The organism is Halosegnis marinus (assembly GCF_029338355.1).
In the GTDB taxonomy this organism is placed as follows: domain Archaea; phylum Halobacteriota; class Halobacteria; order Halobacteriales; family Haloarculaceae; genus Halosegnis; species Halosegnis marinus.
Genome location: NZ_CP119802.1, coordinates 1,664,944 through 1,681,028, shown reverse-complemented (window position 1 = coordinate 1,681,028; position 16,085 = coordinate 1,664,944). Strand labels below are relative to the sequence as shown.

Annotated in this window: 16 protein-coding genes; 9 read left to right on the top strand and 7 right to left on the bottom strand. The window is 70.4% G+C overall.

Features of this window, described 5'->3' with window-relative positions; translation table 11 throughout:
- Nucleotides 1-31: 31 nt before the first annotated feature.
- Complete coding sequence (locus tag P2T37_RS09410; RefSeq protein WP_276233661.1) at nt 32-565, top strand: DUF7974 family protein; 534 nt, start codon at nt 32-34, stop codon at nt 563-565.
- Between the two features lie 4 nt (nt 566-569).
- Here the strand turns inward: P2T37_RS09410 and P2T37_RS09405 are convergent, their stop codons facing one another.
- From P2T37_RS09405 to P2T37_RS09385, 5 genes are all read right to left on the bottom strand, one after another.
- Nucleotides 570-887: a winged helix-turn-helix domain-containing protein gene (locus P2T37_RS09405; RefSeq protein ID WP_276233660.1), complete on the bottom strand. Its 318-nt coding sequence runs from the start codon at nt 885-887 to the stop codon at nt 570-572.
- A gap of 123 nt (nt 888-1,010) precedes the next feature.
- Entirely contained in the window at nt 1,011-1,727 is a 717-nt protein-coding gene (locus P2T37_RS09400) for a ZIP family metal transporter (protein WP_276233659.1), read from the bottom strand.
- 82 nt (nt 1,728-1,809) lie between these two features.
- Nucleotides 1,810-2,694 (bottom strand): HEAT repeat domain-containing protein, encoded by an 885-nt coding sequence (locus P2T37_RS09395; RefSeq protein ID WP_276233658.1) that lies wholly within the window; start codon nt 2,692-2,694, stop codon nt 1,810-1,812.
- A 126-nt stretch (nt 2,695-2,820) separates the two neighbouring features.
- Complete coding sequence (locus P2T37_RS09390) at nt 2,821-3,690, bottom strand: universal stress protein (RefSeq protein WP_276233657.1); 870 nt, start codon at nt 3,688-3,690, stop codon at nt 2,821-2,823.
- Between the two features lie 67 nt (nt 3,691-3,757).
- Nucleotides 3,758-5,146 (bottom strand): hemolysin family protein, encoded by a 1,389-nt coding sequence (locus tag P2T37_RS09385; protein ID WP_276233656.1) that lies wholly within the window; start codon nt 5,144-5,146, stop codon nt 3,758-3,760.
- Nucleotides 5,147-5,506: 360 nt separating this feature from the next.
- On the opposite strand from P2T37_RS09385, the gene P2T37_RS09380 reads away from it, so the two are divergent.
- The 5 genes from P2T37_RS09380 (at nt 5,507) to P2T37_RS09360 (ending at nt 10,958) form a co-directional block, all read left to right on the top strand.
- Nucleotides 5,507-7,771, top strand: a complete 2,265-nt coding sequence (locus P2T37_RS09380; protein WP_276233655.1) for an amino acid permease — start codon at nt 5,507-5,509, stop codon at nt 7,769-7,771.
- Between the two features lie 162 nt (nt 7,772-7,933).
- Nucleotides 7,934-8,731 (top strand): bacteriorhodopsin, encoded by a 798-nt coding sequence (locus P2T37_RS09375; protein ID WP_276233654.1) that lies wholly within the window; start codon nt 7,934-7,936, stop codon nt 8,729-8,731.
- A 151-nt stretch (nt 8,732-8,882) separates the two neighbouring features.
- Complete coding sequence (locus tag P2T37_RS09370) at nt 8,883-9,470, top strand: TetR/AcrR family transcriptional regulator (protein ID WP_276233653.1); 588 nt, start codon at nt 8,883-8,885, stop codon at nt 9,468-9,470.
- A gap of 208 nt (nt 9,471-9,678) precedes the next feature.
- Complete coding sequence (locus P2T37_RS09365) at nt 9,679-10,344, top strand: DUF2306 domain-containing protein (protein ID WP_276233652.1); 666 nt, start codon at nt 9,679-9,681, stop codon at nt 10,342-10,344.
- 170 nt (nt 10,345-10,514) lie between these two features.
- Nucleotides 10,515-10,958 (top strand): Hsp20/alpha crystallin family protein, encoded by a 444-nt coding sequence (locus P2T37_RS09360; RefSeq protein WP_276233651.1) that lies wholly within the window; start codon nt 10,515-10,517, stop codon nt 10,956-10,958.
- Between the two features lie 42 nt (nt 10,959-11,000).
- Here the strand turns inward: P2T37_RS09360 and P2T37_RS09355 are convergent, their stop codons facing one another.
- A complete protein-coding gene (locus tag P2T37_RS09355) occupies nt 11,001-12,224 on the bottom strand; it encodes an MFS transporter (protein WP_276233650.1) in 1,224 nt (407 codons plus the stop codon).
- Between the two features lie 150 nt (nt 12,225-12,374).
- Here P2T37_RS09355 and P2T37_RS09350 point away from each other — a divergent pair, with 150 nt between their 5' ends.
- From P2T37_RS09350 to P2T37_RS09340, 3 genes are all read left to right on the top strand, one after another.
- Entirely contained in the window at nt 12,375-13,034 is a 660-nt protein-coding gene (locus P2T37_RS09350) for an HAD family hydrolase (protein WP_276233649.1), read from the top strand.
- Between the two features lie 215 nt (nt 13,035-13,249).
- Entirely contained in the window at nt 13,250-13,879 is a 630-nt protein-coding gene (locus P2T37_RS09345; protein ID WP_276233648.1) for a hypothetical protein, read from the top strand.
- Nucleotide 13,880: 1 nt separating this feature from the next.
- Nucleotides 13,881-15,371, top strand: a complete 1,491-nt coding sequence (locus P2T37_RS09340; protein WP_276233647.1) for a hybrid sensor histidine kinase/response regulator — start codon at nt 13,881-13,883, stop codon at nt 15,369-15,371.
- Between the two features lie 376 nt (nt 15,372-15,747).
- Here P2T37_RS09340 and P2T37_RS09335 read toward each other — a convergent pair whose 3' ends face one another.
- Nucleotides 15,748-16,035, bottom strand: coding sequence for an amphi-Trp domain-containing protein (locus tag P2T37_RS09335; RefSeq protein WP_276233646.1), 288 nt, complete (start codon nt 16,033-16,035; stop codon nt 15,748-15,750).
- Nucleotides 16,036-16,085 lie beyond the last annotated feature (50 nt).

Below are 16,085 nucleotides of genomic sequence, written 5' to 3'. Positions count from 1 at the left end.
TTTAGCCGTCTCCGCCGTACTCCTCACTACCGTGCGCCGCATCTACGAGTCGAACGCGCTCGACCGCGACGACGACGACCCGTTCGCGCCGAACGAGCGGGAGCCGCGCGTGAGGCCGACCGCGATGCGGTCGCTGCCCGCCGAGCGGGTGAGCCGCCTCGTCGTCCCGCACCGACTGCGGTGTCGGGCCGTCCGTGCGACCGTCTCCACCCCCGCGGACACCTTCGCCCGCGGCGAGCAGGTGCCCTTCTTCGTCGAGTTCCGGAACACGCTGCCGTTCCCGGTCTCGCTGCGGACCCGGTCGCCGCTGCTGTGGTCGTGGGCGGTGGACGGCCACCGCGAGGCCGATACGACCGCCGAGGACCCCGGCGGCGATGCCGGACGGCTGACCTTCGCCCGCGGCGAGCGAAAGCGCTTCCACCGGACGTGGAGCGGCCTGTTCCGCGTCACGCCGACGGAGTGGGAGGAACCGGCGCCCGGCGAGTACACCCTCTCGGCGGGTATCAACGTCGCCGACCCCTTCCGGGAGGCGGTCACGGCCGCGACGACCGTGCGTATCGAGTGAGCGGCTACTCCGGGTGGATGCGCTCGGTCGCGAGGCGGGCGACCGTCCGGACGGCCTCGACGAGTTCGTCGTCCTCCAGTAATCGGTAGGTCGTCTCGTCGCCGCGTTCGCCCACCTCGAAGACGTCGAACCGCTCCAGTGGGTCGAGCGCCTCGTAGGCGGCGCTCTGTGAGATGCCCGCACCGGCCGCGATTTCGGCGACCGTCAGGGCCTCGCCCGCGTAGAAGAGCGTTGCGAGTATCCGCGAGCGGGTCCGGTTGGCGAACAGCAGCACGAGCCCGTTGTCGTCGACGAGACGGGGAACGTCGAGGTCCTCGGTCATACCCGACGTGGGCGTCGGGAGGTCATGACGGCTTCGGCGTGGACGTCCGCGAGGGCGAGCACGAGTGCCCGTCTCCCTGACGTACGACGAAGCGAACGGGGACGACCGCGCCACACGCCGCGCTCAGTGCAGCATGTCGAGGAGGAATATCGTGAGGAAGCCGACGAAGAACAGCGTCGTGGAGACGGGCGTCTCGGGGACCTTCGACGCCTTCACGAGCAGTTCCTCGGTGACGAGATACAGGAGGGCCGCGGAGCCGAACGCGAGGATGAGCGCGATGGGGGCGCCGGTCACGCCGTCGAGGGTGAGCACCCCGCCGGTGACGCCCGTCGCGAGCAGGAGGCCGAACCCCGCCGGGACGGCGAGTTTCCGCAGCGTCCCCATCTCGTCGGGGAGGACGACCACCCCGGCGACCCCGAGGAAGAGCACCTCGATGGCCAGCGCCACCGCGATGATGACGCCGGTGTCGGGGTTGTCGAGGAAGGTGACGCCGATGAGGACCCCGTCGATGAGCATGTCGATGCCGACGGTGATGAGCAGGCCCGCCGCGCCGGCGAACTGGCCGCCGACGTCGCGCTTCTCGATGGTCTTGCTCAGCCGGTGGATGCCGAGCATCGTCGCGACGCCGACGGCGAAGCCGAGGACGACGATTTGCGGGCTCCGGCCGTGGACCTCCGGGAGCAGTTCGGCGGCGACGGCCGCGAAGACCACCCCGGCGGCGAAGTGCTGGACGTTGCTCTCCATCTGGTCGCCCGGCGGGCGATAGACGGCGATGAGGCCGCCGACGAGGGCGGCGACGACGGCGAGGGCCGTGTACGACAGCGCCTGCACGAGTACCATACCCGGTCACACAGACGGGGGCGTGAAGACTCTTGACCCGACGGCGACGGGGAGGGCGCGGCCGTCGGCCCGTCCCCGTTCCTCAGACGGTCAGGAAGACCAACACGAACGCGGTGAGGAAGACGAGCGTCCCGCCGACCGCGATACCGCGCGTGGTGCTGTTGCGGACGCCGGCCACGCGGCCCGCGGCAGCCCCCAACAGGACGAAACCGCCCCCCATCGCGACGGTGCCGGCGATACGGGACGTCGATGCGAACGACGGGATGTCCGTGGTGATGAAGACCGGCAGGACGGCGAAGACCATCCCGAGGACGCCGTACAGCGCGGACACCGCGGCGGAACGGAGACGGCTCCCGGCGTCGTCCCGAGTCGCGGCCGACTCACGCTCGTGTCGTTGCTCCTCCTTCCGCGCCCCGTCCGTGCCGGCGGGCGCGGGCGACCCGGTCGCGTCGCCGCTCGTCACATCGGTCGGTGAGTCGTCGGGTGAATTCGTGTCCGCCGAAACGGTCTCCGCCCGGCTGTTTCGGGTACGTTCCCCGGTCGTGCCCGTCGCCTCCGTCGAACCGGCGTCCGCCGTCGAACCGGCGTCCGCCGTCGGGTTCGTCGGTCGCTCGGGGGGCCGTTCCGGCGAGAGCGTCGGCGCGTTCTCCAAGGCCCGCAGCGCGTCGGCGGCGGCGTCGCTGACCCGCGTGTCCGTGTGCAACCGCAGGTCGCGGAGTCGCCCTTCGGCGTCATCGACGCCCAACTCCCCGAGCAGTTCGGCGGCCCGTGCCTGTATCTCGGGCTCCGGGTCGTCGAGGCGGTCGAGTATCGGTTCCTCGACCCACAGGACGTACTCCGGGTCCGAGTCGGCGAGGGCGGCCAACCGGTCGAGGGCCGTCCGCCGGGTCGATGGGTCCTCGCTGTTCAGCTCGTCGGCCAACGCCGGAACCGACGACGGGTCGACCGGACCGTGTTCCGAGGGCATGGTCTCGACTCCTCGGGCAGTAGGCGACCGGAGGAACAAATCACTTACCCGGAGCTCCGTCGGCCGACGGGCGGACGGATGGAGCCGTGGAGCCGTCGGCACCTGCCGTGGCCTCGGCGACCGCAGTCAGTCCGGCTTCGCGACCGTCATGACGGGCACCGGCGCCGACCGGACGGTCTTCTCGGCGACGCTCCCGAGGAGAATCCGGTCCGTTCCGCGCCGGCCCGTCGTCCCCATCCCGACCGCGTGGACGTCGTTCGCCTCGATACAGTCGCGGATGGCCGCCGCGGGGCGCCCGTGTTCGACGTGCGTGACGACGTCCGCGACGCCGTGGGCCTCGGCCGCCGAAACGACGGCCTCGACGGCGTCGTTCGCGGCCCCCTCGCTCTCCTCGCCCGCGACCGCCGACCGGACGTCCGGCCCGAGCGTGGAGTCGTCCACGACCGAGAGGACGTGGACGGTCGCGTCGAGCGCACCCGCGAGTTCGAGGACGTGCTCGGCCGCGTGGGTCGCCGCATCGCTCCCGTCCGTGGGGACGAGCACGCGCTCGTAGGGGAACTCCAGCGTCTCGTCCGGCTGCATCCGGACGGAGAGGACGGGGACGGAACAGAGCCGGACCACCTTCTCGGCGACGCTGCCGGCGAGGTACCGCGAGACCCCCTCGCGGCCGTGGGTCGGCATCACGACGAGGTCGTGGTCGTACTCCTCGGCGTACTCGGCGATGGTCGGCGCGGGGCTGCCCTGCACGATATCGGTTCGGTGGGCGACGCCGAGCGTGTCGAGCGTCTCCGCGGCCTCGTCCACGATCTCCCGACCCTCTTCTTCGAGGACGTCGACCGTGCGTCCCTCGACGACCGTGACGCTGTCCCGGTTCGTGTCCGCGACGTAGAGGACCCGAACCGTCGCGTCGGCCCAGTTCGCGATCTCCGCGGCGTGGTGGAGCACCTCGGCGGCGCCCTCGCTGCCGTCGTACGGGAGGAGGATGGTCTCGTACATATGGAATACTCGGGATTCCCGCTCCGTGGGCTAATGCCTTGTCACCGCCGCGGGCCGCGACCGGCGGTCACTCGGGCCGGTCGCTCCCGGGCGACGAACCCGGGTCCGTGTCGGGGTCGGCCGACCGGTCGACCGTCACCCGGACCTTCTGGATGCGCGCGTCCGCGACCTGTTCGGCCCGGAGCGTGACGTTCTCGTACTCGAAGGCCTCGCCCTGCTCGACGAGGCGGCCGGCGCGGTTGAAGATGAAGCCGGCGATGGTCTCGAACTCCTCGCCCTCGGGCAGGTCGATGCCGAGCACCTCGTTGACCTCCTCGATGTTCACCTCGCCGCGGGCCAACACCTCCGCGTCGCCGACCCGCTCTATCGGGTGGTCCTCGTCGCCGACCAGTATCTCGCCGACGATCTCCTCGAGGACGTCCTCCATCGTGATGAGCCCCTCCGTGGCGCCGAACTCGTCGATGACGACGACCATGTGGAGCCGGCTCTCGCGCATCTCCGTGAGGAGGTCGTCGACGCTCTTCGACTCCGGGACGTGGAGCGCCTGCGTGGCGACGTCCCGGACCGTGAGGTCGGTCGTGCCGTCGTAGTCCACGTCGCCGAGGTTCCGGATGTCGAAGATGCCGACGATGTCGTCGAGCGACTCCCCGTAGGCCGGCAGGCGGGCGTGGCCCGTCTGCATACACTGCTCGACCGCCTCCTGGACGGTCGCGTCCGCGGAGACGGCCGCCATGTCGAGCCGCGGCGTCATCACCTCCTTCGCGGACGCGTCGGTGAAGCGGAGCGCCCGCTGGAGCATCCGGCGCTCCTCCTCGTCGAGGACGCCCTCCCGCTCGCCCGTCTTGATGATGTTGCGTATCTCGTCGCGGGTGACGTACGTGGACTCGATGGACGGACTGCCGCCGGTGACGCGGTTCACCAGCCCCGTCAGGTAGTAGAAGACGGTGATGAGCGGCCACAGCACCTTCTCGACGACCTTCAGCCCGCGGGCGACGCGCCGGGCGTGGACCTCGGTGTTCTCGACGGCGTAGGACTTGGGCGCGCTCTCGCCGAAGATGAGCACCATCGACGTGATGCCGAGCGACGAGACGACGACCGCCGTCCCCGCGTCGAAGTAGAAGCCGACGATGGTCGTCGAGATGGAGGACATGGTGATGTTGACCATGTTGTTCCCGACGAGGATGGTCACGAGCAGGCGGTGGGGGTCCTCCTTGAGCGACTTGACGGCCCGGGCGCCGCGCAGCCCCTGTTCGACCATCGCGTCGATCTGGTGGGCCGGCAGCGAGAACATCGCGATCTCCGACGACGAGAAGAAGCCCGACCCGAGCAGCAGCAACACGATCAGTCCGGCGCCGATGGCCGTGACCGTCGTCTGAGCCAGTTCCGTGCCGAGGAGGGGCACGGTGTACTGGAGGAGGCTGGCCTCGGGGAGCGGAGCGAGCAGCGATGACCACATGCGCGCCCCTACTGGCCGAGCAAGGAAGTAACTCCCCATCTCGGGGACGGGACCCGCGAGCGGGACCGCCGCTGTGCGCCCGAGGCGGCCGCGCCCGGAGTCTCACGGGTACCCCTCGGTCCCCTTCCGGCATCGTTATCCCGCCGCCACGAGGGGCACGGACATGAGGAACACTCCCACCGAGGGCGAACGCGACTCGCGCGGACGCGAGAGAACGACGAGGGCCCGTCGCGGGACGGGAACGACGCCCGACGCGGCGTCCCGGCCCCGACGACGGGACGGACGAGTCACCGGCGTGCGGCGGTCGAGCGACCGGTCCGGCGGTCCGGTTCGCGCGCTCCTGCGCGGGGGGACCGGGTAATGAGCGACACGGAACTCGCCAAGGACCTCGGGCTCGTCTCGGCGATGACCATCGGCATCGGGACGATGATCGGCGCGGGCATCTTCGTCCTTCCCGGCGTCGCTGCGAACGAGGCGGGACCGATCGTCGTCGTCTCGTTCGTCGTCGGCGGGATCATCGCGATGGTGAACGCGCTGTCGGTGTCCGAGCTCGGCACCGCGATGCCGAAGGCCGGCGGCGGCTACTACTACATCAACCGGGCGCTCGGGCCGCTGTTCGGCTCCGTCGCCGGGATGGGCGACTGGATGGGGCTGGCGTTCGCGTCGGCGTTCTACTGCATCGGCTTCGGGCAGTACCTCGCGGTGTTCGTCTCCCTGCCCGACCTCCCCTTCCTCAACCCGATTCAGGTCGGCGCGCTGGTGGCCGGGGTCGTGTTCGTGGCCGTCAACTACCTCGGCGCCAAGGAGACCGGCGGCGTGCAGAACGTCATCGTCTTCGTGCTGCTTTCCATCCTGACCGCGTTCGCCGTCGCCGGCTTCTTCTCGTTCGACTACGCGACGCTCGCCGGCGACGGCGGACTCGCCCCGTTCGGCACCGGCGCGATACTCCCGGCGACGGCCGTCGTCTTCGTCTCGTTTCTGGGCTACGCGAAGATCGCGACCGTCGCGGAGGAGCTGAAGAACCCCGGGCGGAACCTCCCCATCGCCATCGTCGGCAGCGTCGGCATCGTGACCGTCATCTACGCCGTGCTCGTGACGACGATGCTCGGCGTAGTGCCGTGGTCGGAGCTGAGCCTCGACGCGCCGGTGGCACAGGCCGCCGAGCTGTCGTTCCCGGCCTCCATCGGCCCCGTGGGTGGCGTCGCCGCGGCGGCGGCGGCCGTCATGACCGCCGGCGCGCTGTTGGCGACGGCGTCGTCCGCGAACGCCTCCATCCTCGCGTCGGCCCGCATCAACTTCGCGATGGGCCGCGACGGCATCGTCACGAACTGGCTCAACGAGCTCCACCCGGACTACTCGACGCCGTACCGCTCCATCTTCCTCACCGGGGGGCTCATCGTCGTGTTCATCGCGGCGCTGGGCCGGGACATCGAGGTGCTCGCGAAGGCGGCCAGCGTGCTCCACCTCATCGTCTACGCGCTGATGAACGCAGCGCTGATCGTCTTCCGGGAGGCCGACCTCCCCGAGTACGACCCGGATTTCACCGTCCCGCTGTACCCCGTGACCCCCATCCTCGGCGCGGTGCTGTCGCTCGGGCTCGTCGCGTTCATGGACGCCATCGAGATCGCCCTCTCGGGCGCGTTCGTCGTCGCCGCGGTGCTGTGGTACTTCCTGTACGCGCGGCGCGAAGCCACGGAGGACGGCGTGCTCTCGCAGCTCATCCGGGAGCGCGAGGACGCGCTCCCCGACCAGGTCGTCACCGCGACGGACGCGGTCGCCCCGACCGGAACCGAGGGGCCGACCGTCATGGTGGCGGTCGCGAACCCCCGGACGGAGAGCGCGCTGATGACGCTCGCCGGCGCGGTCGCCAGCCAGGCCGGCGGCCGGGTGCTCGCGACACACGTCGTCACCGTCCCGGACCAGACCTCGCTCGCCGCCGCCGCGGAGAACAGGGAGCGCATCGACGACAGCTCCGAGGCGTTGCTCGACGCGGCGAAGGCCGACGCCGAGCGGTTCGGCGTTCCGGTCGAGACGCGGACCATCCTCTCGCACCGCGGGCTGGAGGAGGTGTTCGACGCCGCCGAGACCCACGACGCCGACACCGTCGTCATGGGGTACGGCGGGACGCGGTTCGTCGGGGGGCGCATCGAGGCGGCCATCGACGAACTGACCCACGACCTGCCCTGCGACTTCCTGGTGTTGGACGGCCGGGAGCTGTCGGTCTCGAACGTCCTCGTCCCGACCGCGGGCGGCGGGTCCTCGGACCTGTCGGCCGAGGTGGCGAAGGCGCTGCGGGACACCGTCGGCGCGGGGGTCTCCCTCCTGCACGTCGTCGAGGACGGCGAGGAGGCGACCGGGCGCGAGTTCCTCGACGGCTGGGCGGCCGACCACGGGCTGACCGACGCCGAGTTGCACGTCGAGACCGGCGACGTCGAGTCCGTCATCGGACGGTTGAGCGAGGACCACGACCTCGTGCTCATCGGCGCGACGGACCGCGGGCTGTTGTCGCGCATCGTCAGCGACTCGCTCGCGTTCGATATCGTGGACTCGCTGGAGACGCCCGTCCTGCTGGCCGAGCGACCGCGCCCCCGCTCGCTGTGGGAGCGGCTGTTCGGCCGCCGCTGAGGCGGGCTCGTCCCGGCCGGCGTTAGCACCAACTGTCCGGCATCCGGACGAGTCGGGCCACGGGTGAGAACCCCGGTTTTCAGCTTCCCATAGGGCTATGTCCGACGGGACCCAATGTCGAATCGTACTATGGGGGAGAAGTTCGTTGAAACGGCGAGCGTAATGCTACAGATGTCACAAAGCGACGTGTACTCGCAGATACAGAACGACGCGCTGTTGAGCTCGTCGCTGTGGGTGAACGTCGCCCTCGCGGGGCTGTCGATACTGCTGTTCCTCTACATGGGGCGGCAGGTCACGGAGCCGCGGGCGAAGCTCATCTACGCGGCGACGCTGTTCGTCCCGCTCGTCTCGATATCGAGCTATCTGGCGCTGCTGTCGGGGCTCACGACCGGCGTCATCCAGCTGCCCGCGGGCCACCCGCTCGGCGGCGAGGAGGTGCTCAGCCAGTGGGGCCGGTATCTCACGTGGACGCTGTCGACGCCGATGATACTGCTCGCGCTCGGCCTGCTCGCCGACGTGGACAGGGGGAGCCTCTTCACCGTCATCGCGGCCGACGTCGCGATGTGTGTGACCGGCCTCGCGGCCGCGCTGACCACGTCGTCCTACCTGCTCCGGTGGGCGTTCTACGGCGTCAGCTGTGCCTTCTTCCTCGTCGTGCTCGGCGCGCTGCTGCGCGAGTGGTCCGTCTCGGCACGGGCCGCGGGCACGGCGGAAATATTCGACACCCTGCGCGGGCTGACGGTCGTCCTCTGGCTGGGCTACCCGATCCTGTGGGCGCTCGGCGTCGAGGGGCTGGCGATCGTCGAGTCGGTCGGCGTCACCTCGTGGGGCTACTCCGCGCTCGACGTGCTCGCGAAGTACCTGTTCGCGTTCCTGCTGCTCCGGTGGGTCGCGGCCAACGAGCGCACCGTCGCGACGAGCGGAACGGGCGTGTCGGGCGCGACGCCGAGCGACGACTGAACGGCCGACCGGTTCGGCTCCCTTTTGATGGTTCCGCCGTATCACGGGCGGAGCCGTCGCGCCACGCTCCAGCAAGTCGGCGGGCACGCATCGAGCCCGGTCCCCCGGGACGAGCGCAAGAGCCAAACGAGCGAGCGCTCACACGGTAGTCGTGGCCGACACCGTTCCCACCGAGGCCGAGGCGGAGATCGCCGAGGCGGTCCGCGCGGCGCTCGCCGAACACGGGTACGCGCGGCTCACGACCGCCGCCATCGCCGCCGAGAGCTCGAAGACCGAGGCGGGGCTCTACTACCACTACGACTCGAAGGACGAGATGGTCGCCGCCTTCCTCGACGGCGCCACGGGGTACCTGAAGCGGGAGTTGGAGGAGCTCTCGGCGACGGACCCCGAGGGCCGGCTCCGGGAGGCCTGCGACCGGCTGTTCGTCGCGGCCGACGACGACCGGCGACGCGGCACCAACATCGCCGTGATGGAACTCCTCGCCCACGCGCCGCACAACGAGACGCTCCGGGGCCCGCTGCTCGAACTGGAGGCCGCCAACCTCGCCGTGCTGGAGGACATCGTCGCGGCGGGCGTCGAGGCTGGGGACTTCCGGCCGGTCGACGCCCGGGGCGTGGCGGCGTTTCTCCTCGCGGCGGCGAACGGCTCGACCGGCTTCTACCTCGCGCTGGGGATGGACGACGTGGGCGAACCGCTCCACGCCCAGGTGGACGCGTACATCGACTCGCTGCTCGCGTAGGCGGCCCTCCGAGGTTCTCGGCAGGTCCCGAGCCGCCGCGTCTCGGCTACGTGACTTAGTTAGTATTCACTAAGTAGATTTATTACGGCGGGCGAGAACTCCTCGGACGATGCTCACGACGGGGGAGCCGACGACGCCGGACGGACAGCAACGGAGCCAGCCGCACGCCGCTCGACCGGGGCCGGACGCGGTCGCGGAGCGGTAGTCGATGCTCGCCGAAACGCTCACGCTGTGGGCCCACATCGCGGCCGGCTTCGCCGCGCTGTTCGCCGGCGCCGGCGCGTTCGCCACGGAGAAGGGCGGCCGCCGTCACCGTCGGTTCGGCCGCGTCTACGTCGCGTCGATGGCGTTCGTCTCGGTGTCGGCGCTCGCGCTGTTCGGCTTCGACCCGAACCCGACGCGGCAGTTCCTCGCGCTCGTCGCGGTGTTCAGTTTCTACTTCGTGTTCTCGGGGTACCGCGTCCTCTCGCGCAAGCGCCCCGACGACGACCCGACGCGCGTGGACTGGACCGCGACCGGCCTGCTCGTCGCCGCCGGCGTCGGCCTGACCGCCTTCGGCGTCGCCCGACTGCTCGACGGGGTCGGGTTCGGGACGGTGATGCTCGTCTTCGGCGGCATCGCCGGGACGTTCGGCCTCCGCGACCTCCGGGCGTACCGGGCCGGCCCGACCGAGCCGCGGGCGTGGTTCTACGAGCACCTCACCCGGATGGGCGGCGGGTACATCGCGACGGTCACCGCCTTCGCCTCGGTGAACGCGACGTTCCTCCCCTCGCTCGCCCGCTGGCTGTTGCCGACGGTCGTCGGCACGCCGCTGCTCCTCTATCTCGCCCGCCGGTACCGCCGGCGCTTCGAGGCGGGGGCGGCGGCCGCGTAGTCGACGCGACGAGCGGCACCGTCCGGCCCGTGTCCGGGACCCGGCGGCCGTCGAACGATAGCCGGGGCCTACCGACCGGCGTCCCGCGGCGGCGCGCGAAACCCCCGACTACCGGGCGTGAACGAACGCGACCGTCTTTGCCCGCCATCGGCGAACCCACGGACGGAACGATGAGCACGCGGAGGAACCCGTTCGAGGAGTTGGAACAGTTCTTCGACCAGCTGAGCCGCCAGCTCGACGACTCGGGGTGGCGGTTCGACGCGCCGCTCGGCGAGCACGGGGCGCGGATGGCGGTCGACCTGCTGGACGACGGGGACGCGTTCGTCGTAACGGTCGACCTGCCGGGCTACGAGCGCGACGAGGTGGACGTCCGGGTCACCGACCACACGCTGCGCATCGAGGCGGCCCACGACGAGGCGAGCGAGGCGGCGACCGGCGAGTACATCCGCAACGAGCGACGCCACGCGTCGCTCCAACGGTCGATACGGGTGCCCGAGGAGGTGGACACCGACGGCGTGAGCGCGCGGATGCGCAACGGCGTGTTGACGGTGACGCTCCCGAAGGTCGTCGTCGCGGCGGCCCGCGAAGTCGACATCGAGGACGGCGAGGACTGACCGGGCCGCGGTGACTGTTCGCACCGCCCGCCCGACCACCTGTCACCGGTTCCCGCCGACCCCCGCGGTGCGGGGGAGCAGCCGACCCGTCCGTCGGTAGAGGCCGAGCGCGAGCGTGACGCCGCCGATGACGGGCACGACCGCACACGCGGCGTAGATGGGGGCGAAGCCGAGCGCGTCCACGAGCGGGAGGGTCACGACCGGCCCGAGGCCGCCGCCGAGGTCGCCGAGGATGTTGTTCGTCCCCATCGCCCGGCCCATCCGGTCGCCGGGCGTCAGGTCCGCGAGCAGCGCCATCAGCGGGCCGCTCGTGCCGCCCTGTCCCGCGCCGATGAAGACGCACGCGGCGACGAGCCACGGGAGCGAGTGGGCCGTCGCGAGGAGGAGGAAGCCGACGAGCGACACGCCGAGAAAGGCGAACAGCGTCGGGACGCGGGAGGCGCGCAGGTCGCTCACGCGACCACCGGCGAAGGTGAAGCCCGACGCCGCGAGCACGGTGACGGCCATGAGGAGGCCGGACATCCCCTGCGGGCCGTAGCCCCACACCAGAATGCCCTCCGCCTCGACGAACAGCACGAGCGTCGAGAACAGCGCGCCGAGGTACGCGAAGTAGAGGCCGAAGTTGACGAAGCCCACCGTCAGCGTCGGGAGCGTCGTGTCTATCTCCCACGGGCGGACGGTCGACTGCTCGGTCTCGACGTGCGTCTCGGGGACGAACGCGTAGGCGACGAGGCTCGCGACCAGCGCGAAGCCGCCCGCGACGAGGAAGGCCGTGGAGACGGAGTAGAGGTCGCTCACGACGCCGCCGAGGACGAGCCCCGCGGGGAAGCCGAGCGTGATGCCCCCGCGGACGACGCCCATGCTCGTGCCGCGTGACCCGCCCGTCGAAACGTCCGCGGCGACGGTGTAGGCGGTGGCGAAGACGAGCGCGCTCCCCACGCCCCAGATGACGCGGGCGGCGAGGAACCACGCCTCGGGGAGCGGCGCGTTGAGCGCGACGGCGTACGAGAACGTCGCGACGGCCTCGATGAACAGCCCGCCGATGAGCGGCGTCCGGGTGCCGATGCGGTCGATGAGCGACCCGGCGGGCGCGTTCGCGAGGATACGGGTGAAGCGGTTCGCGCTGAGGATGAGGCCGACGAGGAACGGCGAGATGCCGAGCACCGCGCCCAGGTTGGGGAGCACGGGGAAGACCACGCCGCCGCCGAAGCCGACGAAGAAGGTACTGACGACGACGGCGAGCACGACGGAGCGCGAGCGAGCCATGTGGAACCAGCGGGTGAAGCGGAAGCGACCGCGTTGTGACGGACGAACGGGGACACGCACTTAGCGGTGACCGTTCCGGCCGGCCGTGCGGTCGCGACGGGGCGCCGAGCCAACCACAAACGCTATCCGACGCGATGCGTGCAGGCTAGTGTGACGTACGATACCGTCGTGTTCGACAACGACGGTGTCCTCGTCGGTCGAACGCACTACGACGTCCTGCAGGACGCGGCCGCGGAGACGTTCTCGCAGTTCGGCGTGACCGACGCGGACCCCGACCACGTAGACCAGATGACGATCGGCGCGACCCCGACGCAGGTGACGCGTATCTGCCGCCAGTACGGCCTCGACCCGGACCACTTCTGGCAGGAGCGCGACAGCGTGCTCTCGGCCGCTCAGCAGACCGAGGCCCGCGACGGCCGGAAGACGCCCTACGACGACCTCTCGGCGCTCGCCGACCTCGACACCTCGCTCGGCATCGTCAGCTCGAACCAACAGGAGACGGTCGACTTCCTGCTCGACCACTTCGACATCGGCGACCTGTTCGACACCGCGTACGGCCGGTCGCCGACGCTCGAGAGCCTCGACCTCCGGAAGCCGAACCCCCACTACATCGAGCGGGCGCTCGCCGACCTCGACGGCGACTCGGCGCTGTTCGTCGGCGACAACGAGTCCGACATCAAGGCCGCCGAGAACGCCGGCATCGACTCGGCGTTCATCCGCCGGCCCCACCGCGAGGACTGGGACCTGAACGTCTGGCCCACGTGGGACATCGACGGGCTCGACGACCTCCGCGACATCTGCCGGGCCTGACCCGGGAGGCGTCGCCGGTCGCGGCCCGTCAGCCGCAGGCTCGGCGATTTTTTCGCCCGGAACGCCGACCCGACGAGCGCCGCCGAGCCGGGAGTCCGGGTCGAATTCGTCAGCCGTGCGTCAGCCGCGTGTCAGACACGACCGGCCGAGGGCGGCTAGATTGCCGCTCCCGACAAAACGTATAAAACAATGGGGTGTCTACGGGAGTTCGACACATGGGTGGCCAGTCGCGGATACGGGGAGCGGACGACGCGGTCCGCCCGACGGCGCGCGAGCTGTCCGAGCGGCTCGCGACCGTGTTCCGCGCGCACGACGCCGGCGACTACGACCGCGCGGTCGAGTCGCTCGCGTTCATCGACCGGGCGCAGTTCCCGGCGCTCTCCGACGACCGCGTCGAGGACGCCGCGCGGGCGTTCGTGGACGCGCTGTGGGCGAAGGACCGCGTCGAGTTCGGCTGTCTCCGGAACGGCGACCTCGACGCCGCGGCGCTGCGCGAGGCCGACTACGCGCAGGTCCGACAGAAGCTCCGCCAGCGCGCCTCGGTCGTCGGGGCCGACGAGGCGTACGCGACGGCGAAGGCCGAGGCGTGGCGCCGCCACAAGGTCGGCGGCGACTACTGGACCCCGTTCCAGCGCTCGCAGCTGTACGAACTGCGGGCGATATTCGGCGACGACTACCCGGCGAAGCCGCGAGCCGGGCGCTCGGGACCGGGCCCGGAGGCGATGCGGTACGTCCTCGCGTTCGAGCTCCACGACATGCACGCCGCGGAGCGGTGGGCGGAGGGCATCGACGTGATGGTGCCGTACTTCGAGCGGATACTCGCGGCCCACGAGGAGAGTGACTGAGATGCGAACGATAGTAGACGACGAGGAGGAAAGCGAGGAAGCCAGCGTGGAGTCGGGGATGTTCCGGGCCGACGCGTCGGCGACGGATATCGACGTGCTGGCCGTGGACGACGACATCGACCAGCTCGACCTCACGGCGACGTACCTCGAGCGCGAGCGCGAGGCGTTCGACGTGACGACCGAGACCGACCCGACCGCCGTGGTGGACCGACTCGCGGAGGGGTCGTTCGACGCGGTCGTCTCGGACTACGACATGCCGCTGATGAACGGGCTGGACGTGCTCGACGCCATCCGCGAGGAGTACCCGGACCTCCCCTTCGTGCTGTTCACGGGGAAGGGGTCGGAGGAGATAGCCAGCGAGGCCATCTCGAAGGGGGTGACCGACTACCTCCAGAAGCAGACCTCCCCCGACCAGTACTCGCTGCTGGCGAACCGCGTGCGCAACGCCGTCGAGCAGTACCACGCCTCGCGGGCGCTCAAGCGGTCGGAGGAGACGTTCTCGAAGGTCGTCCGCAACTCCAGCGACGTCATCGGTATCGTGGACACGAGCGGCCGCTTCACGTACATCTCGCCCGCCTGCGAACACACGCTCGGCTACGAGCAGGCCGAACTCGTCGGCGAGTCCGCCTTCGAGTACATGCCGCCGTCGGACCGCCAGACCGCGATGGACGAGTTCTTCACCGCGGTCGAGAACCCCGACTACAAGCCGGTCATCGAGTTCCAGTTCGAGGACCCCGAGGGCGGCTGGACCCACGTCGAGGCGCGGGGGACGAACCTGTTCGACGACGAGGTCGTCAACGGCTTCGTCGTCAACGCCCGCGACGTGACCGAGCAGAAGAAGCGCGAGCAGGCGCTGCGCCAGCAGAACGAGCGCCTGCGCGACATGCGGAAGGTCGTCTCCCACGACCTGAAGAACCCCATCGGCGTGACGGCCGACGCCCTGGAGATGTACCGCGAGACGGGCGAGGGGAAGTGGCTCGACAAGATCGACAACGCCGCCGAGCGCATGGACGCCCTCATCGACCAGGTCGTCGCGCTCTCGGCCGACGAGACGACCGTGAGCGACCTCGAACAGACCTCGTTCAAGCAGGTGGTGAAGCTGGCGTGGGAGACGGTACCGACGGAGAACGCGACGCTGTACGTCGAGGACTCGAAGGAACTGGAGGCGGACCCGGCCCGGCTCCGGCAGGCGCTGGAGAACCTCATCCGCAACGCCGTCGAACACTCGCGCGGCGAGGTCGACGTGCGCGTCGGGACGACCGACGAGGGCATCTACTTCGAGGACGACGGCCCCGGCATCGACGAGGAGGACCGCGAGCGCGTCTTCGAGTCGGGCTACACGACCCGGACGGGCAACACCGGCTTCGGCCTCTCCATCGTGAATCAGATCGTCATCGGCCACGGCTGGGAGATAGCCGTCTCCGAGAGCGACCGGGGAGGCGCTCGCTTCGAGGTAACGGGCATCACCTTCCAGCCGACGGTGTACAGCTAACCGGCGGCGAGAACCACCGTCGGACCGCGCGGGGCGAGTCGCGGGAATCGGACGTTCGTAGCGTAGGGGAACCGACCACGAGTCGAATCGCTGGTGCGAGCCCCGACTGACGGTAAACCGTAGCGAAACGGGCGCACCGAACCCCACAATCGCTCATCGTTGTGCTGAAAGGTACATTCAATACCACGGCAACGCAACTCACGGTGTCCTCGGTTCGTACCGACGGCGGCTCCGCGGAGGGCCGGAAGCCGGGGACGACCCGCCGTGCCGCCGGGAACGGCGACGCGAGGGAACAGCCGGCATTCCACCACGCCGACCGCGGTCGTGTGGGTACGCACGACCGGTCGGCTGCCGATACCACCCGCGAGCGGCGCGGCTACTCGATGGAGAGGTCGCCGCCGCCGCCGCCGTCGGCGCCCGCGTTCTCGTCCCACTCCAGTTCGAACTCGACGCTCAGCTCCCCGGCCGCGTCGGCCGGCCCCTCGCGTTCGGCCTTCACCTCGAACTCGACCCGCTCGGGCGGGTCCATCGTGACCGACTGGCTCCCCGCGCTCAGCGTCAGCGGCTCGCCGCCGTCCAGCTTGTCGGCGACCCGACGGAGGTACGCGGCGACCTCGGCTCGGCTACGCATCGACTCGGACTCGAACAGCACTTCCTCGGGCATACCGGCCCTTGTCCGTCCGCCCGTATGAGCCTGTCTCCCGGTGCCGCACG